Below are 23,086 nucleotides of genomic sequence, written 5' to 3'. Positions count from 1 at the left end.
AGGTTCATCCGAACATGCAGATCGAGGTGTGGTCCGACGTCGTGTGCCCCTGGTGCTACATCGGCAAGCGGCGCCTGGAGACCGCCCTGGAGCGGTTCCCGCACCGCGACCAGGTCGAGGTCGTCTGGCGCTCGTTCCAGCTGGACCCGACGATCCCCGAGGGCGCGACCTTCCCGACGCTGCCGGCGCTGGCCGAGAAGTACGGCCGCTCGGTCGAGGAGATGCGGGCCATGCAGTCCCGGGTCGAGGAGATGGCCGCCGGTGAGGGCCTGCGGTACGACCTGGCCAACGGGGTCAGCGGCAACACCCTGCTCGCGCACGAGCTCCTCCACCTGGCCGCCGAGCGGGGCAAGGGTGGCGAGATGAAGGAGCGGCTGCTGCACGCGCACTTCGAGGAGGGCCGGACGGTGTTCTCCGTCGACGACCTCGTGCCGCTCGCCGTCGAGGTCGGCCTGGACGAGATCGAGGTCCGCGCGGCCCTGGCCGATCGCCGCTACCTGGCCGCCGTCCGGCAGGACGCCGCGACCGCGCAGGCGCTCGGTGCGACCGGCGTCCCCTTCTTCGTCGTCGACCGTCAGTACGGCGCCGCCGGCGCCCAGCCGGCCGAGCTGCTGCTGCAGGTCCTCGAGCGCGCCTGGGCCGATGCCCACCCGCTGCTCACGGTGCCGGACGCCGACGGCTGCGAAGGCGACAACTGCGCCGTCTAACCCTCCGCTTCCAGCTCGTCCTCGCCCGTGGCGACCGCGTCGTCCTCCGTCGAGGCGAGGTCCTCGCCCTCGGCGACGGCGCCGGGGTCGGCCTGCAGCGTGCGGGGGTCGTTCAGCGGATCCGGGACGTCGGGATCGGTGACCGTCATGTCCGCCGCATTCCCTGCCCCGCCCGAGGTCAACCGCTGGCGGACGCGTAACCGATGTGTTACCTATCTGTCGTGCAGGCGCTGGCCGCCCTCGCGGACCCCACTCGGCGGGAGCTCCTCGCGCTCCTGTCCGCCGGCGAGATCGCCGCGGGCGACCTGGCCGGCCGCTTCCCGGTGAGCCGTCCGGCGATCAGCCGCCACCTGCGCGTGCTCCGGGAGGCGGGCCTGGTCCGCGCCCGCACCGACGGACGGCGGCGGCTCTACGCGCTCGACCCGGGACCGCTGCGCGAGCTGGACGCCTGGCTGGAGCCCTACCGGGACCTGTGGGCGCAGCGACTGGACGCCCTGGACACCGAGATCGCCCGCGGCCGGCGGGCTCGACCGAGCGGAGACCGCGCATGACCGACAGCCCCGACGACCGCCGCGGCGTCGTCACCCCCGAGCCCGGCGGCGGCCGGCGGCTGGTGTTCCGCCGCTCCTGGCCCGACCCGATCGAGGACGTCTGGTCCGCGCTCACCGAGCCGGAGCGGACCACCCGCTGGATCGGCCACTACGCCGGCCCCCAGGGATCCGGCGCCCAGGGCACGTTCACGATGACGGCCGAGGCCGAGGCGTTCGAGTCGCCCCTGACCATCGTCGAGTGCGATCCGCCGCGACGCCTGGTCCTGCAGTGGACGGAGCCGATGTCGTGGCGCGTCGAGCTCGACCTGACGGTCGAGGACGGCCGCACCGTGCTCGTGTTCACCCAGGTCCTCCCCACCGACGAGGGCGCCGCCGACATCGCGATGGGCTGGCACTGGTACCTGGACCGGCTCGATTCCGAGCTGACCGGCCGCCCGAAGCCGGCCGAGTGGGACGACTTCGTCGCCGAGGTGGGCCCGGGCTACGCCCCCGAGCGCGCCTGATCCCCCGGGACGGCCGTCGCCGCGGCGGGCGCTAGGCCGGGCGCCGCTCCCGCGGCGGCTCCACCTGCACGGGATCCGGCCCGGTCCACGGACCCAGCCGGTCGAGCAGCCGCGCCCGCCCGGCGAGCCGCGGCCCGGCCTGCACTGGGTACGCGTCGAACGAGCCGCCGGTCAGCTCCCGCGCGGCGTGGAGGGCGAAGTTCGGGTCGTCCTGCGCCTCGCGCGCGAGCGCGACCAGGTCCGCCTGGCCGCCGGCGACGATCGACTCGGCCTGCCGCGCGTCGACGATCAGGCCCACCGCCATCGTGGCCGTCCCGGCCTCCGCCCGGATCCGCGCGGCGTAGGGCACCTGGTAGCCGTAACCCAGCGGGTGCTGCCACCCGCCCCCGACCCCGCCGCCGGAGACGTCCACGACGTCCACACCGCGGGTCTTCAGCTCGCGGGCCAGCGCCACGGCGTCCTCGATGGTGAGGCCCTCGCGCGAGCCGTCGACGGCCGAGACGCGCACGAACAGCGGGCGGTCCTCCGGCCACGCCGCGCGCACGGCCTCCACCACCTCCAGCGGGAAGCGCATCCGCCCCTCGAGCGAACCGCCGTAGCCGTCGTCGCGCCGGTTGGACAGCGGGGAGAGGAACTGGTGCAGCAGGTAGCCGTGCGCGGCGTGCACTTCGAGGACGTCGAACCCGGCGGTCACCGCGCGGCGGGTCGCCGCGGCGAACTCCTCGCGCAGCTCGTGCAGCTCGTCGACGGTCAGCGCGTGCGGCAGCGGGCCGTCCGGCACGGCCGCGACCGCGCTGGCCGACACCGTCTGCCACGGCGGCTCCCCGGCCAGGGTGTTCTCGGAGGTCAGCGGCCCGCCGCCCTCCCAGGGCCGCCGGCTGCTGCCCTTGGCCCCCGCGTGCCCCAGCTGGATGCCGGCCAGTGATCCCTGGGCGTGCAGGAAGTCGGCGATCCGCGCCAGGCCGGGGACGTGCTCGTCGGACCACAGGCCGACGTCCCCGTGGCTGATCCGCCCGTCCCGGGTGACCGCGGTGGCCTCCACGACCACGAGCCCGAACCCGCCGAGCGCGAACCGGCCCAGGTGCACGAGGTGGTAGTCCCCGACGAGCCCGTCCCGCACGGAGTACTGGCACATCGGCGCGACGACCAGGCGGTTGGGCAGCGTGCGGCCGCGGACGGTCAGGGGCTGGAACAGCGCGAGGGACGTCACGGGATGTGGTGAACGCCGCCGTCCGCCAGGGTCTTCCGTCCCGGTGACAAGACGTCCTATACGTAACATCTCTCACGGTTACACAGCCGTAGCGGCCTTGTAGCCTTCCGTGATCCGGATCTCTGCCGCGCTGAGCCGCGTCGTCGTCCGGAAGCCAGCCCCGCCGTACCCAGATGGATGGAGACGCCGTGACTTCAGTGGCCACCCCCGGCCTCGACAACGCACCCACCACGCATGCCCGGCTGCTGGCGTGGGTGCGGGAGATGGCCGAGCTGACCACGCCCGACCAGGTCGTGTGGGTCGACGGCAGCGAGGAGGAGTACGAGCGGCTCACCCAGCACCTGGTCGACGCCGGCACCTTCCGCCGGCTGGAGCAGAAGCCCAACTCCTTCTGGGCCGCCTCCGACCCCAGCGACGTCGCCCGGGTCGAGGACCGCACGTTCATCTGCTCGGTCGACGAGGCCGACGCCGGTCCCACCAACAACTGGATGGACCCGGGCGAGATGAAGTCGGTCATGACCGAGCTGTACCGCGGGTGCATGCGCGGCCGGACCATGTACGTCATCCCGTTCTGCATGGGCCCGGTCGAGGCCGAGAACCCGATGTTCGGGGTCGAGCTCACCGACTCCGAGTACGTCGTCGTCTCGATGCGCGTGATGGCGCGGATCGGCAGCCGGATCCTCGAGGCGATGGGGGACGACGTCGACTTCGTCCCGGCCATGCACTCCGTCGGCGCCCCGCTCGAGCCGGGCCAGGACGACGTCCCGTGGCCGTGCAGCCAGACCAAGTACATCGTCCAGTTCCCCGAGGAGCGGATGATCTGGTCCTACGGCTCCGGCTACGGCGGCAACGCGCTGCTGGGCAAGAAGTGCTACTCGCTGCGGATCGCCTCGGTCATGGCCCGCGACGAGGGCTGGCTCGCCGAGCACATGCTGATCCTCAAGCTGACCAGCCCGCAGCAGAAGACGTACTACATCGCGGCCGCCTTCCCGAGCGCCTGCGGCAAGACCAACCTCGCCATGCTCGAGCCGACCGTCCCCGGCTGGAAGGTCGAGACCCTGGGCGACGACATCGCCTGGATGCGCTTCGGCGAGGACGGCCGGCTCTACGCGCTCAACCCCGAGTACGGCCTGTTCGGCGTCGCGCCGGGCACCGGCTGGGACACCAACCCGAACGCGATGCGCACGATCGAGCAGGGCAACTCGGTGTTCACCAACGTCGCCCTCACCGACGACGGCGACATCTGGTGGGAGGGCATGACCGACGAGCCGCCGGCCCACCTCACCGACTGGAAGGGCCGGGACTGGACGCCGGAGAGCGACGAGCCCTCCAGCCACCCGAACAGCCGCTTCTGCACGCCCATCACGCAGTGCCCGATCCTCGCGCCGGAGTACGACGACCCGAAGGGCGTGCCGATCTCGGCGATCCTCTTCGGCGGCCGCCGCAAGACCACGATCCCGCTGGTCACCGAGGCCCGGGACTGGAACCACGGCGTGTTCATGGGCGCGACGCTGTCGTCGGAGACCACCGCCGCGGCCACCGGCGCGGTCGGCGTCGTCCGCCGCGACCCGTTCGCGATGCTGCCCTTCATCGGTTACAACGCCGGCGACTACTTCCGGCACTGGGTGGAGACCGGCAAGGCGCACGACGCGACCAAGCTGCCGCGCATCTTCTACGTCAACTGGTTCCGCCGGGACGACGACGGCAGCTTCCTGTGGCCGGGCTTCGGCGAGAACAGCCGCGTCCTCAAGTGGGTCATCGAGCGCCTCGAGGGCACCGCGGCCGCCGAGGAGACCGCCATCGGGCACGTCCCGACCGCGGCGTCGCTCGACGTCTCGGGGCTGGACATGACCGCCGAGCAGGTGGAGAAGGCCCTCGCCGTCGACACCGCCGAGTGGCAGGCCGAGATCCCGCAGATCACCGAATGGTTCGAGAAGTTCGGCGACAAGCTGCCCAGCACGATGTGGGACGAGCTGGAGATCCTCAAGCACCGCCTGGACGGCTAGCGGCTGCCGCCACGATCAGCTGAGCTCACCGCAACGGGTCCTGGCTCACGGTGCACCGTGAGCCAGGACCCGTTGCGATCAGGCCACCTGATCCCAGACCTCGGGTCCGGGCGCGTCGTCGGCACGTCCGATGCGCCGCTGAACGATCTGGTCGGTTAGCGTGACGGCGGATCACCCACCTCCGACGGAGGCTTCCCCGCCCGTGGCCAATCCCTACCTGCACGTGCTGCGCACCCCGCACGCGCTGCCCATGGTGCTGGCCGCGTTCGTCGGCCGGCTGCCGCTGTCGATGGTGGGGCTCGGCTGCGTTCTGCTCGTCGCCTCGGAGACCGGCTCCTACGGCTTCGGCGGCGCCGTCGCCGCGGTCGGGGCGGTCACCACGGCCCTGGCCGGACCGGTGATCGGCCGGCTGGCCGACACGCTCGGCCAGCGCCGGGTGCTGCTGCCCGTGCTCGGCGTCTTCGTCGCGGCCGGCTGCGTCTTCCTCCCGGCGGTGAAGAGGGACTGGCCGGGCTGGATCGTGTTCCTCTCCGCCGGCATCGCGGGCGCCTGCATCCCGCCGGTCTCCTCGATGATCCGGGTCCGCTGGACCCACCTGCTGCGCGGCAGCCACCGGTTGCCCACCGCGCTGGCCATGGAGTCGGTCGTCGACGAGTTCGTCTTCATCGTCGGCCCGGTGTTGGTGACGTTCCTGTCCACGACCGGCCACGCCACCTCCGGCGTCGTCACCGCCTTCACCCTCGCCGTCGTCGGCAGCCTGCTGTTCGCCGCCCAGCACCGCACCGAGCCGCCGCCCGGCGGGCACGAGAGCCGCACGGGGCCGTCGGCCATGCGGACGCCGGGGCTCCGGGTGCTGTTCGTGGTGGGGGCGGCCGTCGGCGCGATCCTCGGCACGCTGGAGATCGCGCTCGTGGCCTTCGCCGACGAGGTGGACGCCGTGTCGCTGTCCGGCGTGCTCATCGCCGGTCTCGCCGTCGGGTCGATGGCCAGCGGCATCGGCTGGGGCGCGGTGCACTGGCGGCAACCGCTGCGGCGCCGGCTGCTCGTCGTCCTCGTGCTGCTGAGTCTGCTCAGCGTCCCGCTGCTGGTCATCGACGAGATCTGGGTGATGATCCCGTTCGTCGTGGTGGCCGGCGTCGCCGTCTCGCCGTCCCTGATCAGCTCGTTCACCCTCGCCGAGCTGCTGGTGCCGCGGGCCGCGGTGACCGAGGCGTTCACCTGGATCGGCACCGCCCTCGGCCTGGGCGTGGCCGTCGGCGCCTCGGTGGCCGGCAAGATCGTGGACCTGGCCGGCGCCAACGCCGCCTTCCTGGTGGCCACCGCCTCGGCGGGGCTCGCGGCCGTCGCCGTAGGGGTGTTCCAGCGGCTGCTGCACGTGCCCGCGGAACACGCGGTGGAGCCGGCGCTCGCCGCCTGACACGCCAACCCTACTAACCCGGTCGTATTTGACGGGATTGTTGTCGCCTGGTTCAGTCAGGGGCGTGACGCGCACGCTCCTGCTCCACCGCCGGTCCGACGTGGACCTGGTGCGGGTGGCCAGCGCGCTGTGTCCGGGTCGCTGAGCGTCCTCCTCCTCACGACCCCCGGCCGCCGTCGCGGCCCTCTTCTCGAAGGAACCTCCTCCCGCATGTCTCTGGCCGAACTGTCCCCTGCTGTGCTCGCCGACCCCCGGATCGCGCCGCTCGTCGCCGTCGCCGCGACCCGGCCGACCGGCTCCGCCGCGCTCGCCGTCGCCCTCGCCGTCCGCACCGACCTCTGGGAGCCGCTGGTCCGCTTCCAGGAGGGCTCCCGGTGGACGGCGCTGCTCGAGCCCGACGACGTCCGCCCGTTCCTCGACGAGTCCCTGCACGCCGAGCTCGCCGGCGCCCAGATCTGGCTGCTGACCTGGCTGTCCGGCCAGGGCACGCCGCTGCACGACCACGGCCGCTCCGCCGGCGCGTTCGCGGTCGCGCGCGGCACGCTCACCGAGCGGGTGGTCCACACCGGCGGCCCCGGCCGCCCGCGCGAGACCGGGACCGGGCTGCCCGCCGGGCGGCTGCGGTTCTTCGGCGCGCACTACGTCCACCAGGTGACCAACCAGCACGCCGAGCCGGCGGTGAGCGTCCACGTCTACGCGCCGCGGCTGACCGTCATGAACACCTACCGGGTGGACGACGCCGGCCTGATCCGCACCGGCACCGAGCGGGCGGGGGTGGACTGGTGACGCTCGCCCTGGAGCGGCCGGCCGGCGCCCGGTCGATCGACGAGCTGCTGGCCGACGCGCGCAGCCGGCTGGTCCGCCTGACCCCCGAGGAGGCGGCCGCCCGCGTCGCCCGCGGCGCGTTGCTGGTCGACATCCGCCCGGCCGCCCAGCGCGCGGTCGAGGGCGAGGTGCCCGGCGCGCTGATCGTCGAGCGCAACGTGCTGGAGTGGCGGTTCGACCCGCTGTCGGACGCCCGGCTGCCCGAGGCGACCGGCTACGACGTCGACGTCATCGTGCTGTGCAACGAGGGGTACACCTCCAGCCTGGCCGCGGACGCGCTGCGCTCGCTCGGGCTGGCCCGCGCGACCGACGTCATCGGGGGCTTCGTCGCCTGGCGGGCCGCCGGGCTGCCGACGACGGGCTGACATGCTCGGGACGTGACCGAGCCTGCGAGGTCACGCGGAAGCACAGCAGCCACTGCGAACGTGGCCGACGAGCGCCAGCGAGGAGGACACGTGAGCCGCCCTCGCCCCGCCGCCGGCGGCGGCCGCCTGCTCGGGGTCGCCCCCGAGCGGCTCGGGAAGTGGCTGGACGGCGTCGCCGACCGGCACGGCTCCTTCACGGAGGTGGCCGCGGCCGACGGCGCCGTCCGGATCACCTGCGCCGACGGCACGGCCCTCACGCTCCGGGCGCCGTTCGACTGGACGCCGGGGCCGGCCCTGCTCAGCGGCTTCACGGCGGCTGCCCGTCGGTCGCGGCGCGCGGCGGTGCTCCTGGTGCGCCGCGGCCGCTGGGCGGTGGGCGTGTTCGACGGCGCGAACCTGGTCGTCTCCAAGGTCGACGCCCGGCTGGTGCAGGGCCGGACGGCGGCCGGCGGCTGGTCGCAGCAGCGCTTCGCCCGCCGGCGGGCCAACCAGACCGACGCCGTGGTGGCCGCCGCCGTCGACACCGCCGTCCGGGTGCTGCTGCCGCACGCCGGGTCGGTCGAGGGGCTGTTCACCGGCGGCGACCGCGGCCTCGTCGACGCCGTCCTGGCCGACCCACGCCTGGCGCCGCTGGCCGGGCTGCGCCGGGAGCCCGCGCTCGAGGTCGGCGACCCGACGAAGGCGGTGCTGCTGACCACGCCCCAGCAGTTCCGCGCCGTCGCCGTCCACCTCGTGGAGCCGGGAGATCCGGGGCTTTCCGTACCGAAAGCCCGGTAGGCCGACGGAGCAATGTGGCGTAACGTCCTCCGACCGTGTCCTCCGCACGCAGCGAGACGACCACCGCCCCCGATCCCGTCCTCACCGCCGAGCGTGCCCATCTGGCCCGCGCGGCCGACTGCCTGACCGAGATGCGCAGCGCCGCGCACGCCGTCACCGACGCCGGCGTCGACGCCTGGGCCTCCGAGCGCCTCGGCGCCGCCCGGGCCGAGCGGCTGCGCCACCTCGCGGCCGACCCCGGCGTGCCGGCCTTCTTCGGCCGCACCGACACCGGCACCGAGGCCTTCCACATCGGCCGCCGGCACGTCCGCGACGCCGCCGGCGATCCGGTGGTCATCGACTGGCGCGCGCCGATGAGCCGGCCGTTCTACCAGGCCAGCGCCGCCGATCCGCAGGGCCTGGTGCGCCGGCGCCGGTTCGGCTTCTCGGGCGGGGAGCTGACCAGCTTCGAGGACGAACTCCTCCGCGCCGGCGACGAGCATTCGGCCCCGCTGCAGGGTCCCGCCGCGAGCTCGCGAGCGGTTGGGGGCAGCGGGGTCCTTCCACTGCTGCTCGAGGAGATCGAGCGCCCCCGCAGCGGCCCCATGCGCGACATCGTCGCCACCATCCAGCCCGACCAGGACGACATCGTGCGCGCGCCGCTGGCCGAGTCGATCTGCGTGCAGGGCGCCCCGGGCACCGGCAAGACGGCGGTCGGGCTGCACCGCGCGGCCTATCTCCTCTACACGCACGGCGGGCAGCTCGCGCGCACCGGCGTCCTCGTCGTCGGGCCGAACCGGGCGTTCCTGCGCTACATCGAGCAGGTGCTGCCGACCCTCGGCGAGGTGGACGTCGAGCAGACGACGGTGGCGGAGCTCACCGCTCGCGTCCCGGTGCGCGCCGTCGACGAGCCGGCGGTCGCCGTCCTCAAGGGCGACGCCAGGCTGGCCGAGGTGCTGCGCCGGGCGCTGTGGGGCGGCATCGTCAAGCCGGCCGACTCGATCCAGGTGCCGCTGACCGGCCGGAAGTACCGGGTGCCGGTCGAGCGGCTCAAGCGCTACGTCGACGACCTGCGCCGCCGCGGGCAGGTCACCGACGACCAGCAGCTGCTGCACTACGCCGCCGGACGCGAGCGGCTGGCCATGACGCTGGCCGAGGACGCGCGGCGGCAGAAGGAGCTCGCCGGCGGCAGTCCCACCGACGCCGAGACGCGGCGGGCGGCGCGCAGCGCCGAGGTCCGAGCCTTCTGCGACGACGTGTGGCCGGCGTGGGACGCCGCGGGGCTGGTGTTCGCGGTCTACACCGAGCCGCAGCGGCTGGCCCGCGCCGCGCGCGGCCTGCTGGACGACGACGAGCAGGCGGCCCTGCGCTGGCCGACGGCGCCGCGCTCGGTGCGGACGGCGCCGTGGACCGAGGCCGACGCCGTCCTCGTGGACGAGGCCGCCGGCCTGATCGAGCGGACCGCCGGCTACGGGCACGTCGTCGTCGACGAGGCGCAGGACCTCTCCCCGATGCAGTGCCGCGCGATCGCCCGGCGGCTGGCGGCCGGCTCGCTGACCGTGCTCGGCGACCTCGCCCAGGCGACCAGCCCGTGGTCGTCGGCCGACTGGGGGCGCACCCTCGACGGGCTGGGCCGGCCGGGCGCCGCCGTCCGCCCGCTCACCCGGGGTTACCGCGTGCCCGGGGAGGTCCTCGACTTCGCGAACCGGCTGCTGCCGGCCATCGCGCCGGGACTGCCGGCCGCGACCGCGGTCCGCCGCGACCCCGGCTCGCTCACCGTGCACCCCGTCGCCACGCTCGCCGGGCCGGTGCGGGAGGTGGTCGGGGAGCTGGCCGCCGGGGAGGGTTCGATCGGGGTGATCTGCGCGGACGCCGACGTCGCCGAGGTGGTGCGGCTGCTCGAGGACGCCGGCCTGCCCGCCGCCCCGCTCAGCGACGACGGCGAGGCCGCGGCCCGGATCGCGGTGGTGCCGGCGTCGCTGGTCAAGGGGCTGGAGTTCGACGCGGTCGTCGTCGTGGACCCGGGCGCGATCGTCGCCGCCGAGCCGCGCGGCCTGCACCGGCTCTACGTTGTCCTCACGCGGGCGGTGAGCACCCTCGTCGTCCTCCACCGCGGGGATCTCCCGGCCGAGCTCGCCGCCTGAAGGAGGGCCTTGCAGAGGGCCGCAACTGCATCTCGATGCGGCGAGGGTGGTTGTGGATCTGACCGTTCTCTGTTGAGGTGTGACACCGCGCGGGAAGAGGGGGGCGATGGATCGGCCGAAAGCTGCCAGCACGCTGCTCAAGCTGCTGTCGACCATCGTCGTCGCCGGGGTCCTCCTGGCCGGTCTGCTCTTCCCCTGGATCGGTGGCCCGTCGCTGGCGGCGCAGAAGTCCACCGGCCTGCTCGGGAAGCCGCCGGTCGAGCTGACCGACGAGCCGCCGGCCGGCAACACGGTCGTGCTCGCGGCCAACGGCGAGCCCATCACGTGGTTCTACGACGAGAACCGCGCGCCGGTCGCCTCCGACCAGATCGCCGACGTCATGAAACACGCGATGGTCGCGATCGAGGACGCCCGCTTCTACGAGCACAACGGCCTCGACGTCCAGGGCACCGCGCGGGCGCTGCTGACCAACATCGTCTCCGGCGGTGTGCAGGAGGGCGGGTCGACGCTCACCCAGCAGCTGGTCAAGCAGACCCTGCTGCAGACCGCGGACACCCCCGAGGAGCGCCGCGCCGCGGTGGAGCAGACCGTCGGCCGCAAGCTGCGGGAGGCCCGCCTGGCCCTCGCGCTCGAGGACGAGTACGGCAAGGACGAGATCCTCAGCCGCTACCTCAACATCGTGTACTTCGGCGAGAACGCCTACGGCATCCAGCCCGCCGCGCGCGCCTTCTTCAGCGTCGACGCCGCCGCGCTCACCCTGCCGCAGGCGGCGCTGCTGGCCGGGCTGGTGCAGAGCCCCACGCACGACAACCCGTTCACCGCCCCCGAGGCGGCCACCGCGCGGCGCAACGAGGTGCTCTCGCGGATGGCCGACCAGGGCTACATCTCCGCGCAGGAGGCCGCCGACGCAGCGGCCGCCCCGCTGGGCCTCGCGCCGGGGCCGGCTCCCCGCCGCGGCTGCGTGCAGGCCTCGGTCGGTCCCTACGTCTGCGACTTCGTCCAGCAGTACCTCATCCAGCAGCTGGGCCTCACGCAGGAGGACCTGGAGACCAAGGGCTACGTCGTCCAGACCACCCTGGACCCCGACCTGCAGCGGGCGGGTGACGCGGCGGTGCTGCAGACGCTGCCGCTGGGCGAGTCGCGGGCGGCGATGTTCACCGCCGTCCAGCCCGGTACCGGGCACCTGCTGGCCATGAGCGTCAACCGGGTCTTCGGCTACGACATCAACGACCCGGCGCAGGAGTCCTTCAACCTCAACGTGGCGCCCAGCCAGGGCTCCGGATCGACCTACAAGGTGTTCGTGACGGCCGCGGCGCTGGCCCGCGGCTTCGGCACCCACTACACGCTGACGACGTCGGACCCGTACGTGTCGCGGGTCTACAAGGACGGCGGCAAGCCCTACGACGTCGAGAACGCGGGCCGCTACGCCAGCACCCTCGACATGACCACGGCGCTCTACCAGTCCTCCAACACCTACTTCCTCGGCCTGGAGGACGCCCTCGGCAGCGTCGAGGAGCCGGTGCGGATGGCCGAGCGGGCGGGGCTGTTCCAGTTCAGCGACCCCGCGCTGCCGCAGCAGATCATCGACGACAACCGCGGCTCGTTCACCTTCGGCTCGGAGCCGACCAGCCCGCTCGGGCTGGCCAGCGCCTACTCGACCTTCGCCGCCGGCGGCACGCAGTGCGACGTCGTCCCGGTGACCCGGCTGCTGGACCGCAACGGCAAGGACGTGCTCGGCGACGACGGGCAGCCGCTGGTCCGCGACCGGTGCACGCCGGAGGCGATCGCGCCGGGGATCGCCAACACGATCAACCAGATGCTGCGCCGGGACGTCGAGCCCGGCTACGGCGGCCAGACCGGCCGCCGCGCGTACGTGCCCGGTCACCAGATCGCCGGCAAGACCGGGACCTCGCAGGAGAACTTCTCGGCCGCGTTCGTGGGCTACACGCCGGAGATCACCGCCAGCGTCATGGTGCTCAACCCCAAGCGCAACGAGGACGTCGGCGGGTTCGGCGGCAACAAGCCGGCGACGATCTGGCACGACGCGATGGAGCCCATCCTCCAGGCGCGGGGCAGCGGGCAGTTCCCGCCGGCCGACGAGACGGTGGAGAACGGCAACACCAAGCCGGTGCCGAGCTGCGGGAGCGTCAGCCGGTGTCAGCGGGCGCTGGCCAACGCCGGCTTCGCCTACACCACCGTGCGGGTCGACAGCTCCCGCCCCGCGGGCACGTTCGTCGGGCTCAGCCCCCGCAACCGCGCCGTGCCCGGCCAGGTCGTCATGATCCGGGTGAGCAACGGCTCGGACTACGTCGAGCCAAAGCCGGAACCCGAGCCCGAGCCGGAGCCCGCTCCCCAGCCCGCTCCGCAGGAGGAGCAGCAACAACCGGCGCCGGACCCACCGGCCGACGAGGGCGGGAACGGCGACCAGGGCAACGGGGACCAGGGCAACGGGGACCAGGGCGCCGACCAGGGACCGCCGCCCGGCCGGCCGCCCGGCGACTTCCCGTCGGGCCCCGGTCAGGGCGGCGACGACGGCGACAACTGACCGGCGGCGGCCTCAGCGGGCCGCGAGGAGGTGCCGGGCGGCCGCGTAGCCGCCCAGCCCGCTGACCGCGCCGCCGCGCACCGTGCCCCCGGACGACGCCGAGACGATCCGCGGGTGCGCGGTCGCCACGCCCCACGTGCCGGCCTCCTCCGGCGCGCGGGCCACCGGCCAGTCGAGGTCGCCGTGGAAGATGTGGCCGCCCGGCATGGCCAGGGCGGCCTCCACGTCGAGCGGTGAGGCGGCCTGCAGGCAGGGCTGCCCGTGCGCGTCGCGCGCCAGGCAGTCCAGCAGCGGCTCCTCCAGGTGCGCGTCCAGCTGGGCGACCACCCGCCGGACGGCCTCGCCGCGGGTGGTCTCGTTGTCCGCCGCGTAGAGCTCCGCCGGGGTGTGCAGGCCGAACAGCGTCAGGGTGTGCAGGCCCGCGGCGCGCGCTTCCGGCCCGAGGATCGTCGGATCGGTCAGCGAGTGGCAGTACACCTCGAACGGGATCGTCTCGGGCAGCTGCCCGGCGGCGGCCCGGGCGTAGGCCGCGTCGAGCTGGCCGGCGGCCTCGTCCACGTGGAAGGTGCCGGCGAAGGCGGTCGCCGGGTCCGTGCCCGAGCGCAGCCGCGGCAGCCGGGCCAGGACCATGTTCACCTTCAGCTGCGAGCCGCTCGGCCGCGCTCCGGCATCGGTCCCGGTCAGCTCGGCGAGCACGGTCGGCGCCGCTCCGACGACGACGTGCCCGGCCTCGGCCGCGGCGTCGCCGTCCTCGCTCGTCCAGTGCACGGTGACGCCGTCCCGGCCGGGCTCCAGCGCCGTGACCGTCGCCCGGGTGACCAGCTCGGTCCCCGCAGCCCGGGCCGCCGCGGCCAGCGCCCCGGTGACCGCGCCCATGCCGCCGACCGGCACCCGCCAGCGCCCGGTCCCGTTGCCGATCAGGTGGTAGAGGAAGCAGCGGCCGGCGGCGCTGCCCGCGTCGTGCACGTCGGCGAAGGTGCCGATCAGCCCGTCGGTGAGCGCCACCCCGCGGACGACGTCGTCGGCGAGGTGGTCGGCGACGACCTCGGCGAGCGGGCGCTCGCGCAGGTCGTGCCAGAGCCCGGGGTCGCGCAGCCGGCCGGCGAGCTCGCCGGGCGCGAGCAGGGGCTCGGTGAGGGTGGGCGCCAGGTCCTCCGCGAGCGTCGCCAGCCGGCCGTAGAACCGCTGCCAGCCGGCCAGCTCGGCATCGGAGCCGGTGAGCGCCCGGAACGAGGCGGCCGTGGCCGGGCCCTCCTCCCGTTCGACCAGCAGGCCGACCGACCGGCCGCCCCGGGCCACCGCGGTGTAGGAGGCGACCGCCCGGTCGAGGAGCGTCAGCTCCAGGCCGAGGTCCGCCACGATGCGGTCGGGCAGCAGGCTGACCAGGTAGGAGTAGGCCGACAGGCGGACGTCGACGCCGTCGAACAGCTGCCGGCTGACGGCGGCCCCGCCCACCTCCGGCCGGCGCTCCAGCACCAGCACCGACCGGCCGGCCTGGGCCAGGTAGGCGGCGGCGGTCAGGCCGTTGTGTCCACCTCCGACAACGACGACGTCGTAGCGCGCATGCGGCATCTGCGCACCGTAACCGCCGCCCGGATGCCGTTTGCCCAGGTCGCCATGTTCACGTTCACATGACACGCCGCGGAGCTCGGGCTCGGGCTCGTCACGCAGCGTGCGCTGTGAAGCGCAAACGGTTGTGAAGAGGTGCACAAATTACATCCAGGTGATTGTCATGAGGCGGTCATCCGCTTACCGTCTGTATGTCCGTCGGGGCGTTGAGTCACTACTCAGTGACACCCGCCGGGCGCCGCCGAACCGGTGGACCGCGCGAGACGCGGACGCCGGACCGGGGACCCACCGCAGCACCGGGGTGAAGCAGGTCCGGCCCTCCAGGCCGGCCCGCCGGGCGCCTTCTGAGCCCGAACCCGTCAGCTAACTCGGTAGGCGGCTGATTCGGAAGAAATGGAGAGCCGCCAGGCCATGGCGACCCCTCGGACGTCCTTCCCGCGCCCGAACCTCCTGCAGCGCCCGCGGATCACCGCGCGCCGTGCGGTCCTCACTCTCGCCGGCGCCATCGGCGTCGCGTTCGTCCCGGTGCCGGCCTCGGCCGCGCCCGCCCCCGCCACCGCGCAGGAGGCCGCCGCGCTCATGGCGGCCCGGGCCCACGACCTCGAGGTCGTGACCGAGAAGTTCAACGAGGCGCGCGATGCGCTCACCGCCCAGCAGGACGCCGTCCGCGCCGCCGAGGCCACCCAGGCCCAGGCGCAAGCCGAGCTCGCCACCGCGCAGGCGCAGGTCCGCGGCATCGCCCGCAGCGCCTTCACCGGCGAGGGGCTCAACGGCTTCGCCGCGCTGATGACCAGCGACGGGGCCGACGACTTCGTTGCGCGCATGTCGACGCTGGACATGGTCGCCGCGCACCAGAACGAGATCCTCGGCCAGGCCGCCGAGGCCAGCCAGGTGGCCGCCCAGGCGCAGGCCACGGCCGCCAAGGCCGCCACCGAGGCCCAGGCCACCTTCGACGCGGTCGCCGCCCAGCAGGCCGATCTGCAGAAGCAGGTCGACGAGTACCAGGCCGACTTCAGCCGGCTCACCGCCGAGGAGCGGCAGGCGACCACCGAGCTGGCCGGCCACGGCGGGGAGCGCGCCAGCCGGGCCGAGCGGGCCGAGCCGCTGCCCTCGGGGCCGATCGTGGCGAGCAGCACGGCCGCGCAGACCGCCGTCGACACGGCGATGGCCCAGCGTGGCAAGCCCTACGTGTGGGCGGCCGCCGGCCCCGGCTCGTTCGACTGCTCCGGCCTGGTCCTGTTCGCCTACAAGGCCGCCGGCGTGAGCGTCCCGCACTCCAGCCTCCAGCAGTCCCGGATGGGCCAGGCCGTCTCCCGCGGCGAGCTCCAGCCGGGCGACCTGATCTTCTTCTACAGCCCGGTCAGCCATGTCGGCATCTACATCGGCAACGGCCAGATGGTGCACGCCCCGACGTCCGGCGACGTGGTCAAGGTGGCCTCGATCGACGCCGTCGGCAAGATCACCGCGATGCGGCGCATCGCCGGCTGACCCACCCGCACGCTCGCAGAGCCCCCGGCCGCCTCCCCCGCGGCCGGGGGCTCTGTCGTGTTCCGGCGCCCGGAAGGCGGCCACGCGGACGCCCGGGGGAGGACGATCCGGTGCCGGCGGCTCGGTCGGAGGTCCGGGAGGGCACGGTGGGGCAGCGGGCAGCGGAGGACGGCGACGGCGTCCCGCCGGCGGCCGGCGAGGCCGATCCGCGCATCCCCAAGCTGGACCGCGTCGCCACGACCCTGATCGGCGCCGTCGCCGCCGTCGGCGGGCTGCTCGCCGTGTTCGGGGTGAACAGCGACCGCATCGACCTGCTCCTCGACGACTCGGACGCGCGCAAACTGCTGGTCGCCGCCGGCGTCTCCGCCGTGGTGGCGGTCTGCCTCAGCCTGCTGGCGCTCATGGTCCGCGGGGCCCGCATGGAGGTGGCTGCGCTGGCCGGCGGGTCCGCCGCCTATGTCGCGGGCCTGCTGTTCGCCATCTTCGCGGCGGCCGGCGCGGCCGACTTCTCCGGGCATCCGTCGATCACGGAGGTCGCCGTGCAGCCCGGCCCTCCGGCGACCCTGTCCCTGACCGTCCGCGCCGGGAGCATGGACGAGAACCAGTCCGTCGCGGTCCGCATCGTCGACGCGCCGACCGCGGCGGTCGTCTACTCGGCGACGATGCGGCCGGACAACACCGGCCGGATCGAGCAGCAGGTCGCGTTCCCCGTGCCGGACGGCGCGCGCGAGCTCGTCCTCGAGTCCTGGCGGCTGGACCAGGCGAGGCTGCCGCCCGACTGCGCCGCCGGCCATGCCCGCGTGGTCTGCGTGACCCTGGCGCTGCCCGGGTGAGGGTTGACAGCCCATCAGTCGACGAGAACACTGCTCTCGAATCGGATCGTCGATCACGAAACGGAGCAGGAATCATGGCGCACGTGTGGAACTGGACCTGGGCCACCGTGGCCTTCGCCTCAGAGATCGCCGCTCTCGCCGCGCTCGCGGTCGGCGCCTGGTCGCTGTCCACCACGACGACCGGTCGGGTGCTGGCCGCCATCGGCGCCCCGCTGGCCGCGGCGGTGCTCTGGGGCCTGTTCGCCGCCCCGCACGCGCCGGTGCAGGTCGCGGTGCTCGCCGTCGCCACCAAGGTCGTCGTCTACGGCTCGGCGGTCCTGGCGCTCGCGCTGTCGGGGCACCCGCGGCTCGCCGCCGTCCTCGCGGTGGCCGCCGTCCTCGGCTCGGTGCTCTCGGGTCCGCCGTCCGCCCTGGTCACTCCTCCGCCGGCGGCCTGACCTGCTGCAGCAGCCCCCAGACGAACTGCGCGCGGACGCCGCCCGGGAGGTGGATCTCCCAGCGGGTCACCACGCCCGGGTCGACGCTCACCGCTCCCGGCAGGCCGACGACGTCGTCGAGCACGTGCTCCCACACCCGCAGCCGGCCCGCGGCCGCGGGCGGCACCGGCGAGCCCGGCGCGCGGACCAGGTGCTCGTTCAGCACCGTCCCGCCGGGGCCGGACAGCACCTCCCACAGCAGGTGCGGCCACAGCGGCAGCGGCCAGCGGCGCACCTCGACGTCGAGGTCCCCGAACCGGCGGTCCTCCACCTCGTCGGGCGGCCCCAGGACGGCGGTGCGCAGCGCCAGCCCGCGCGGTGCCCGGGCCGCGTGGTGCAGCGCCTGCCAGCGCCGGTGCGCGGCGCGGGCCTGCGCCCGGTCGGCCCCGAGCCGCGGCAGCGCCTGCGCCACCAGATCGGGGCGGACGTCGGCCATCCGGCGCAGCAGCACGAGGCAGAACTCCCGCCGCGCCAGCCCCTGCACGCCGCCGACCCTGCCATCCGACGAACGTCACACTGCGCAGCGGGGACGCCGGCGGGTGCGCCGGCCGTTGAGGCCTCCGGACACCCGCACCCGAGGAGGACCCCGCCCCATGCCGTCGCGCACGCCCCGCCCCGCCCTGGTCGCCACCGCCTTCCGGGTGGTCGCCGTCGCCGAGGCGATCTCCTGGCTCGGACTGCTCGCCGGCATGTACCTGAAGTACGTCCCGCGGACGACGGAGGTGGGGGTGCACGTCTTCGGCCCCATCCACGGTGCCGTGTTCGTGGCGTTCGTCGCGGTCACCCTGCTCGCCGCCAAGGTGCTGCGCTGGCCGGTGCGCACCACGCTGCTCGCCCTGGTCGCCGCCGTCCCGCCGCTGGCCACCGTCTGGTTCGAACGGCGGGCGAGCCGCCGCGGCCGGCTGCCCCGGCGGGAGCTCGCTCCCGTCGGCTGACCGGGCCGCTCCGCGGACGGCTCACTACGGTCCTGGCATGCCCGAACCCGTGCTGCCGGCGACCGCCCGCCGGCTGCTGGCCCGCACCGCCCGCGCCCAGCGCGACGGCCGCGCGCCGAGCCTGGTCGCCGGCGTGGTCCGCGACGGCGGGCTCGCCTGGTCGGCAGGGCGCGGCGACGTGCCGGAGCCGCACACCGACGTCCAGTACCGGCTCGGGTCGATCAGCAAGACGATCACCGCGACCGTCGTCATGCGGCTGCGCGACGAGGGCCGGCTCGCCCTCGACGACCCGCTGGAGAAGCACCTGCCCGGCACACCGCTGGGCGACCGCACGGTCGGGCAGTTGCTGTCGCACCTCTCCGGCGCCGCCGCGGAGAGTCCCGGCGGCTGGTGGGAGCGCACGCCGGGCGGCGCGCTCGAGGAGCTCGGGCTGGGCGCCGCCGACGTCGTCCTGGGGGCCGCCCGCCGGTTCCACTACTCCAACCTGGGCTTCGGACTGCTCGGCGAGCTGGTCGCGCGGCAGCGCGGCGCCGCCTGGGAGGACGTCGTCCGCGCCGAGGTGCTGGGTCCGCTCGGGATGGACCGGACGACGCCGCGCCCGGTGCCGCCCGCGGCGGCCGGCACCGCGGTGCACCCGTGGGCCGACGTCGTCCTGCCCGAGCCGGAGCACCATGCGGGGGTCATGGCCGCGGCCGGGCAGCTGTGGGCGACGCTGGCCGACCTCGCGCGCTGGGCCGCATTCCTGCTCGGGGACACCGGCGGCGTCCTGGACCCGGGCAGCCTCGAGGAGATGACCGCGCCCGCCGGCGTGGACTCCTCCGCGGCGGGCTGGTCGGCCTACGGGCTCGGCCTCGCCGTGGTGCGGGTCGACGGCCGGACGCTGGTCGGGCACGGCGGCTCGATGCCGGGCTTCGTCGCCGGCGTGTTCGTCGATCGGGAGGAGCGGACCGGCGCGGTGTCGCTGGCCAACACGACCAGCTTCATGGACCCGCTGGTCCCGGGCCTGCTGGCCGACCTGCGCGACGCCGAGCCGCGGATCGTGGACGCCTGGGCTCCCTCACCGGCGCCGGTGGACCTCGACCTGCTCGGCGTCTGGTTCTGGGGGCCGGTGCCCTACGTGCTGCGCGCCGTCCCCGGCGGGTTGCTGCACCTCGGCCCGATGCCCGGCCGCAACGGTCGCGCCAGCCGGTTCGCCCGCCGTCCGGACGGCTCCTGGGGCGGGCTCGACGGCTACTTCGTGGGCGAGACGCTGCGGATCGCCGGCGACCACCTCGACCTCGGCACGTTCGTCTTCACCCGCACGCCCTACGACCCGCAGGCCCCGGTGCCGGGTGGTGTCGACGACCGCGGCTGGCGGTGAGCCCCTGTTCGACGCGAGATCTGCACACTGGTGGCCGTCAGCGTCTGATCGCCACCAATGTGCAGATCTCGCGGACGATCAGCGGCGGTCGAAGGCGTCCAGCGTGGTCTTCAGGACGACGCCGTAGGCCAGGTGGGGGACGACGTCGCTCGCCCAGTCGGTGGCCGACCAGGTCCGCGGATCGGTGATGCCGAGCACCGTCATCGGCCCGTTCGCCGCGACCAGGACGCCGGCCGTCGCGAGCACCGTGCCCAGCGGCGGGCTGGACCGGAACCCGGCCGCGCGCGCCAGGCCGGCCAGGGCGCCGACTCCCACGCCGGCCACCAGCCCCATCAGCGGGCCGAGGCCCTGCTTCCGGTTCTCCCGCGTCCGCTCGTCGCCGGGGATGCGCACGTGCGCGGTCCCGGCGAGCTTCTCGACCGTGTCCTCCGGCGTGGAGCTGGCGGCCCGGCCGCGCACCGCCATGTCCAGGTAGGTGACGGCGTTCAGCGCGGTGGTCGCCGCGGCGCCGGCCGCCGCCCCGCGCAGCGCCCAGCCGAGCACGCTTCTCGTGGCCATGGCCTGCCGCTACCCCGGCACGCCTCACTCGACGCCGGCGGCGCGCTCCAGCAGCGGGGTCATCCGGTGGTCGACGAACCGGCGCAGGGCCAGCGCGGTGTCGGTGCGCTGCACGCCGGGGATCGCCAGCACCTGCTCGGTGATCCGCCAGAGGTCGTCGGCGTCCCGCGCGGCGACCTGCACCAGCAGGTCGACGACGCCGGAGAGACCTATCACCTCGAGCACCTCGGGGATGTGCGCCAGCGCGTCGCTGACCTCGGCGAGGCTGCGCTGCACCACCTGCACGGTGACGTAGGCGCGCAGCCGGTAGCCCAGGGCCTCCGGGCGCACCCGCCGCTCGAACGGGGCGAGGGCGCCGTCCTTCTCCAGCCGGGACAGCCGCGCCTGCACCGTGTTGCGGGCCAGCCCCAGCCGCTGGGAGAGCGCCATGACGCTGGCCCGCGGATCCTCCGACAGGGCGAGCAGCAACCGGGCGTCGGTCGCGTCGACGTCGGGCACGTTGCTCAGTCTGACATGCGTGGACGTCCTACTAGTACTCATCGTGCGCAATCCGTTCGGGCGACCTTGCGCAGATCGCTTCCGGGTGGTGTGGTCCACGCACGGGGATGTCGTGTCAGCATGATGTGAGTGGCACCACACCCCGGTGCCACGAGACGTCCACCACCGAGGACAGCCGGCGACCCCGGCCGCCCCGGCAAGACGGCGAGGAGTAGCCCGTGACTGCCCTGCAGCAGACCGAAGAGGCGTTCAACCCGGTTCCCGGGGCCGACGCCCCGCATCTCCCGCGGCAGCCCGAGCTGGTCCAGCTGCTGACGCCGGAGGGCGAGCGGGTCGAGCACCCCGAGTACTCCGTCGAGGTGTCGGACGACGAGCTGCGCGGGCTGTACCGGGACCTCACCCTGGTGCGCCGCTGGGACGTCGAGGCCACCGCCCTGCAGCGCCAGGGCGAGCTGGGCATCTGGGCCTCGCTGCTGGGTCAGGAGGCCGCGCAGATCGGCGCCGGCCGCGCCCTCGAGGCCGGCGACATGGCCTTCCCGACCTATCGCGAGCACGGCGTCGCGTGGGCCCGCGGCGTCGACCCGCTGCACGTCATCAGCCTGTTCCGCGGCGTCGACAACGGCGGCTGGGACCCGGTGGCGACCGGCTTCAACCTCTACACCGTCGTCATCGGCGCCCAGTGCCTGCACGCCACCGGCTACGCCATGGGCCTGCAGCGCGACGGCGCGGAGTCCGCCGTCCTCGCCTTCCTCGGCGACGGCGCGACCAGCCAGGGCGAGGTCAACGAGGCGCTGATCTGGGCGGCGAGCTTCAGCGCCCCCGTCGTCTTCTTCTGCCAGAACAACCAGTACGCGATCAGCGTGCCGCTCGAGCGCCAGTCCAAGGTGCCGCTGTTCCGGCGGGCGGCCGGCTTCGGCTTCCCCGGCGTCCGCGTCGACGGCAACGACGTCCTGGCCGTCCTCGCGGTGACGAGGGCAGCGCTCGCCGCGGCACGCGACGGCCAGGGGCCCACCTTCATCGAGGCGTTCACCTACCGGATGGGCGCGCACACGACCTCCGACGACCCGACCCGTTACCGGCTGGCCAGCGAGCTGGAGGAGTGGAAGCTGCGCGATCCGATCGCCCGGCTCAAGGCCTACCTCTCCCGCAGCGGCAAGGCCGACGCCGCGTTCTTCGACGCGGTCGAGGCCGAGTCCGACGAGCTGGCCGCCCGCATCCGCAAGGGCACGGTCGAGATGCCGGACCCGCCGGGCACCGCGATGTTCGACAACGTGTACGCCGAGCAGACCCCGCAGCTGGCCGCCCAGCGCGAGGAGTTCGTCGCCTACCACGCGAGCTTCGAGGGCGGGGACCACTGATGAGCACGGAGACGCTGACCATCGGCAAAGCGCTCAACCTCGGCCTGCGCCGGGCGATGGAGGACGACGCCAAGGTCGTGCTCATGGGCGAGGACATCGGCCGCCTCGGCGGGGTCTTCCGCATCACCGACGGCCTGCAGAAGGACTTCGGCGAGGACCGTGTCGTCGACACCCCGCTGGCCGAGGCGGGCATCCTCGGCACCGCGGTCGGGCTGGCCATGCGCGGCTACCGGCCGGTCTGCGAGATCCAGTTCGACGGGTTCGTGTTCCCCGCCTACAACCAGATCGTCACCCAGGTCGCCAAGATCCACGCCCGCTCGCAGGGCAAGCTGCCGATGCCGATCGTCATCCGGATCCCGTTCGGCGGCGGCATCGGCGCGGTCGAGCACCACAGCGAGAGCCCCGAGGCGTACTTCGCGCACACCGCCGGCCTCAAGGTGGTCGCCGTCTCCAACCCGGAGGACGCCTACTGGGGCATCCAGCAGGCGATCGCGCACCCTGACCCGATCGTCTTCCTCGAGCCCAAGCGGCGGTACTGGGAGAAGGCGCCGGTCGACACCGACGCGACGCCGGGCCCGCTGTTCGCCTCGCGGGTCGTCCGCGGCGGCGACGACCTCACCGTGCTGGCCTACGGTCCGATGGTGAAGACGGCGCTGCAGGCTGCCGAGGCGGCCACCGAGGAGGGGCGCTCGCTCGAGGTGATCGACCTGCGCACGCTCTCGCCGCTGGACCTCGACCCGGTCGTCGAGTCGGTGCGGCGCACCGGGCGCTGCGTCGTCGTCCACGAGGCGCCGGTGACCCTCGGCCTGGGCTCGGAGATCGCGGCCCGCGTCACCGAGGAGTGCTTCTTCTCGCTGGAGGCGCCGGTGCTGCGGGTGGGCGGCTACGACACGCCCTATCCGCCGTCCAAGCTCGAGGAGGAGTACCTCCCCGACCTCGACCGGGTCCTCGACGCCGTCGACCGCGCCCTGGAGTTCTGACC

General features: G+C 74.3%; 23 protein-coding genes and 1 riboswitch. Of the genes, 17 read left to right on the top strand and 6 right to left on the bottom strand.

From position 1 onward, the window contains the following. Positions 1 to 14: 14 nt before the first annotated feature. On the top strand, positions 15 to 707 hold the full coding sequence (locus AB3388_RS26370; RefSeq protein WP_495408303.1) for a DsbA family oxidoreductase: 693 nt from the start codon (positions 15 to 17) through the stop codon (positions 705 to 707). Here the strand turns inward: AB3388_RS26370 and AB3388_RS26365 are convergent. Further along, positions 704 to 856 carry a hypothetical protein gene (locus tag AB3388_RS26365; protein WP_495408302.1) on the bottom strand — a complete coding sequence of 51 codons (153 nt, stop codon included), beginning with the start codon at positions 854 to 856 and terminating at the stop codon, positions 704 to 706. The genes AB3388_RS26370 and AB3388_RS26365 overlap by 4 nt on opposite strands. Positions 857 to 910: 54 nt before the next feature. Between AB3388_RS26365 and AB3388_RS26360 the strand changes: the two genes are divergently transcribed. Beyond that, complete coding sequence (locus tag AB3388_RS26360; protein WP_495408301.1) at positions 911 to 1,258, top strand: ArsR/SmtB family transcription factor; 348 nt, start codon at positions 911 to 913, stop codon at positions 1,256 to 1,258. After that, a complete protein-coding gene (locus tag AB3388_RS26355) occupies positions 1,255 to 1,761 on the top strand; it encodes an SRPBCC family protein (protein WP_495408300.1) in 507 nt (168 codons plus the stop codon). The genes AB3388_RS26360 and AB3388_RS26355 overlap by 4 nt, the downstream gene beginning before the upstream one ends. 31 nt (positions 1,762 to 1,792) lie before the next feature. Here AB3388_RS26355 and AB3388_RS26350 read toward each other — a convergent pair whose 3' ends face one another. Next, entirely contained in the window at positions 1,793 to 2,971 is a 1,179-nt protein-coding gene (locus tag AB3388_RS26350) for an NADH:flavin oxidoreductase/NADH oxidase (protein WP_495408299.1), read from the bottom strand. Positions 2,972 to 3,159: 188 nt separating this feature from the next. Between AB3388_RS26350 and AB3388_RS26345 the strand changes: the two genes are divergently transcribed. The 7 genes from AB3388_RS26345 to AB3388_RS26315 all read left to right on the top strand — a co-directional run bounded on the left by AB3388_RS26345 (position 3,160) and on the right by AB3388_RS26315 (position 13,029). Continuing rightward, positions 3,160 to 4,977, top strand: a complete 1,818-nt coding sequence (locus AB3388_RS26345; protein WP_495408298.1) for a phosphoenolpyruvate carboxykinase (GTP) — start codon at positions 3,160 to 3,162, stop codon at positions 4,975 to 4,977. Between the two features lie 202 nt (positions 4,978 to 5,179). Then, positions 5,180 to 6,394, top strand: a complete 1,215-nt coding sequence (locus AB3388_RS26340; protein ID WP_495408297.1) for an MFS transporter — start codon at positions 5,180 to 5,182, stop codon at positions 6,392 to 6,394. Between the two features lie 210 nt (positions 6,395 to 6,604). Continuing rightward, a complete protein-coding gene (locus tag AB3388_RS26335; RefSeq protein WP_495408296.1) occupies positions 6,605 to 7,180 on the top strand; it encodes a cysteine dioxygenase in 576 nt (191 codons plus the stop codon). Beyond that, on the top strand, positions 7,177 to 7,584 hold the full coding sequence (locus AB3388_RS26330) for a rhodanese-like domain-containing protein (protein ID WP_495408295.1): 408 nt from the start codon (positions 7,177 to 7,179) through the stop codon (positions 7,582 to 7,584). The genes AB3388_RS26335 and AB3388_RS26330 overlap by 4 nt, the downstream gene beginning before the upstream one ends. Positions 7,585 to 7,674: 90 nt before the next feature. Further along, positions 7,675 to 8,361 carry an acVLRF1 family peptidyl-tRNA hydrolase gene (locus AB3388_RS26325; protein ID WP_495408294.1) on the top strand — a complete coding sequence of 229 codons (687 nt, stop codon included), beginning with the start codon at positions 7,675 to 7,677 and terminating at the stop codon, positions 8,359 to 8,361. Between the two features lie 35 nt (positions 8,362 to 8,396). Next, positions 8,397 to 10,484: a HelD family protein gene (locus AB3388_RS26320; protein ID WP_495408293.1), complete on the top strand. Its 2,088-nt coding sequence runs from the start codon at positions 8,397 to 8,399 to the stop codon at positions 10,482 to 10,484. A gap of 106 nt (positions 10,485 to 10,590) precedes the next feature. Next, a complete protein-coding gene (locus AB3388_RS26315) occupies positions 10,591 to 13,029 on the top strand; it encodes a transglycosylase domain-containing protein (RefSeq protein WP_495408292.1) in 2,439 nt (812 codons plus the stop codon). A gap of 12 nt (positions 13,030 to 13,041) precedes the next feature. Here the strand turns inward: AB3388_RS26315 and AB3388_RS26310 are convergent, their stop codons facing one another. Then, on the bottom strand, positions 13,042 to 14,601 hold the full coding sequence (locus AB3388_RS26310; protein WP_495408291.1) for a phytoene desaturase family protein: 1,560 nt from the start codon (positions 14,599 to 14,601) through the stop codon (positions 13,042 to 13,044). 242 nt (positions 14,602 to 14,843) lie between these two features. Further along, positions 14,844 to 14,993: riboswitch (cyclic di-AMP (ydaO/yuaA leader) on the top strand. Positions 14,994 to 15,009: 16 nt separating this feature from the next. Between AB3388_RS26310 and AB3388_RS26305 the strand changes: the two genes are divergently transcribed. The 3 genes from AB3388_RS26305 to AB3388_RS26295 all read left to right on the top strand — a co-directional run bounded on the left by AB3388_RS26305 (position 15,010) and on the right by AB3388_RS26295 (position 17,356). Next, complete coding sequence (locus AB3388_RS26305) at positions 15,010 to 16,086, top strand: C40 family peptidase (protein ID WP_495408290.1); 1,077 nt, start codon at positions 15,010 to 15,012, stop codon at positions 16,084 to 16,086. A 110-nt stretch (positions 16,087 to 16,196) separates the two neighbouring features. After that, positions 16,197 to 16,919: a hypothetical protein gene (locus AB3388_RS26300; RefSeq protein ID WP_495408289.1), complete on the top strand. Its 723-nt coding sequence runs from the start codon at positions 16,197 to 16,199 to the stop codon at positions 16,917 to 16,919. Between the two features lie 74 nt (positions 16,920 to 16,993). After that, positions 16,994 to 17,356, top strand: coding sequence for a DUF2568 domain-containing protein (locus tag AB3388_RS26295; RefSeq protein WP_495408288.1), 363 nt, complete (start codon positions 16,994 to 16,996; stop codon positions 17,354 to 17,356). On the opposite strand, the gene AB3388_RS26290 is transcribed toward AB3388_RS26295, so the two are convergent. Beyond that, the gene (locus AB3388_RS26290) at positions 17,334 to 17,879 is read right to left on the bottom strand and encodes a hypothetical protein (RefSeq protein WP_495408287.1); all 546 of its coding nucleotides are present in this window, start codon (positions 17,877 to 17,879) and stop codon (positions 17,334 to 17,336) included. The genes AB3388_RS26295 and AB3388_RS26290 overlap by 23 nt on opposite strands. A gap of 109 nt (positions 17,880 to 17,988) precedes the next feature. On the opposite strand from AB3388_RS26290, the gene AB3388_RS26285 reads away from it, so the two are divergent. After that, positions 17,989 to 18,330, top strand: coding sequence for a DUF3817 domain-containing protein (locus AB3388_RS26285; protein ID WP_495408286.1), 342 nt, complete (start codon positions 17,989 to 17,991; stop codon positions 18,328 to 18,330). Between the two features lie 37 nt (positions 18,331 to 18,367). Continuing rightward, positions 18,368 to 19,690, top strand: coding sequence for a serine hydrolase domain-containing protein (locus AB3388_RS26280; RefSeq protein ID WP_495408285.1), 1,323 nt, complete (start codon positions 18,368 to 18,370; stop codon positions 19,688 to 19,690). A 78-nt stretch (positions 19,691 to 19,768) separates the two neighbouring features. On the opposite strand, the gene AB3388_RS26275 is transcribed toward AB3388_RS26280, so the two are convergent. Together AB3388_RS26275 and AB3388_RS26270 are read right to left on the bottom strand one after the other, a co-directional pair. After that, positions 19,769 to 20,248 carry a hypothetical protein gene (locus AB3388_RS26275; protein ID WP_495408284.1) on the bottom strand — a complete coding sequence of 160 codons (480 nt, stop codon included), beginning with the start codon at positions 20,246 to 20,248 and terminating at the stop codon, positions 19,769 to 19,771. A 24-nt stretch (positions 20,249 to 20,272) separates the two neighbouring features. Then, entirely contained in the window at positions 20,273 to 20,746 is a 474-nt protein-coding gene (locus tag AB3388_RS26270; protein WP_448626493.1) for an Lrp/AsnC family transcriptional regulator, read from the bottom strand. 218 nt (positions 20,747 to 20,964) lie between these two features. Here AB3388_RS26270 and pdhA point away from each other — a divergent pair, with 218 nt between their 5' ends. Beyond that, complete coding sequence (gene pdhA, locus AB3388_RS26265; RefSeq protein WP_495408283.1) at positions 20,965 to 22,104, top strand: pyruvate dehydrogenase (acetyl-transferring) E1 component subunit alpha; 1,140 nt, start codon at positions 20,965 to 20,967, stop codon at positions 22,102 to 22,104. Then, on the top strand, positions 22,104 to 23,084 hold the full coding sequence (locus AB3388_RS26260) for an alpha-ketoacid dehydrogenase subunit beta (RefSeq protein ID WP_495408282.1): 981 nt from the start codon (positions 22,104 to 22,106) through the stop codon (positions 23,082 to 23,084). Before pdhA ends, AB3388_RS26260 begins: the two co-directional genes overlap by 1 nt. The last annotated feature ends 2 nt before the right edge of the window (positions 23,085 to 23,086 follow it).

The sequence above is a fragment of the Geodermatophilus sp. SMS 5-13 genome, from assembly GCF_059428245.1.
The sequence above is the reverse complement of the archived record's forward strand: the minus strand, read 5'-3'. Positions and strand labels throughout refer to the sequence as shown.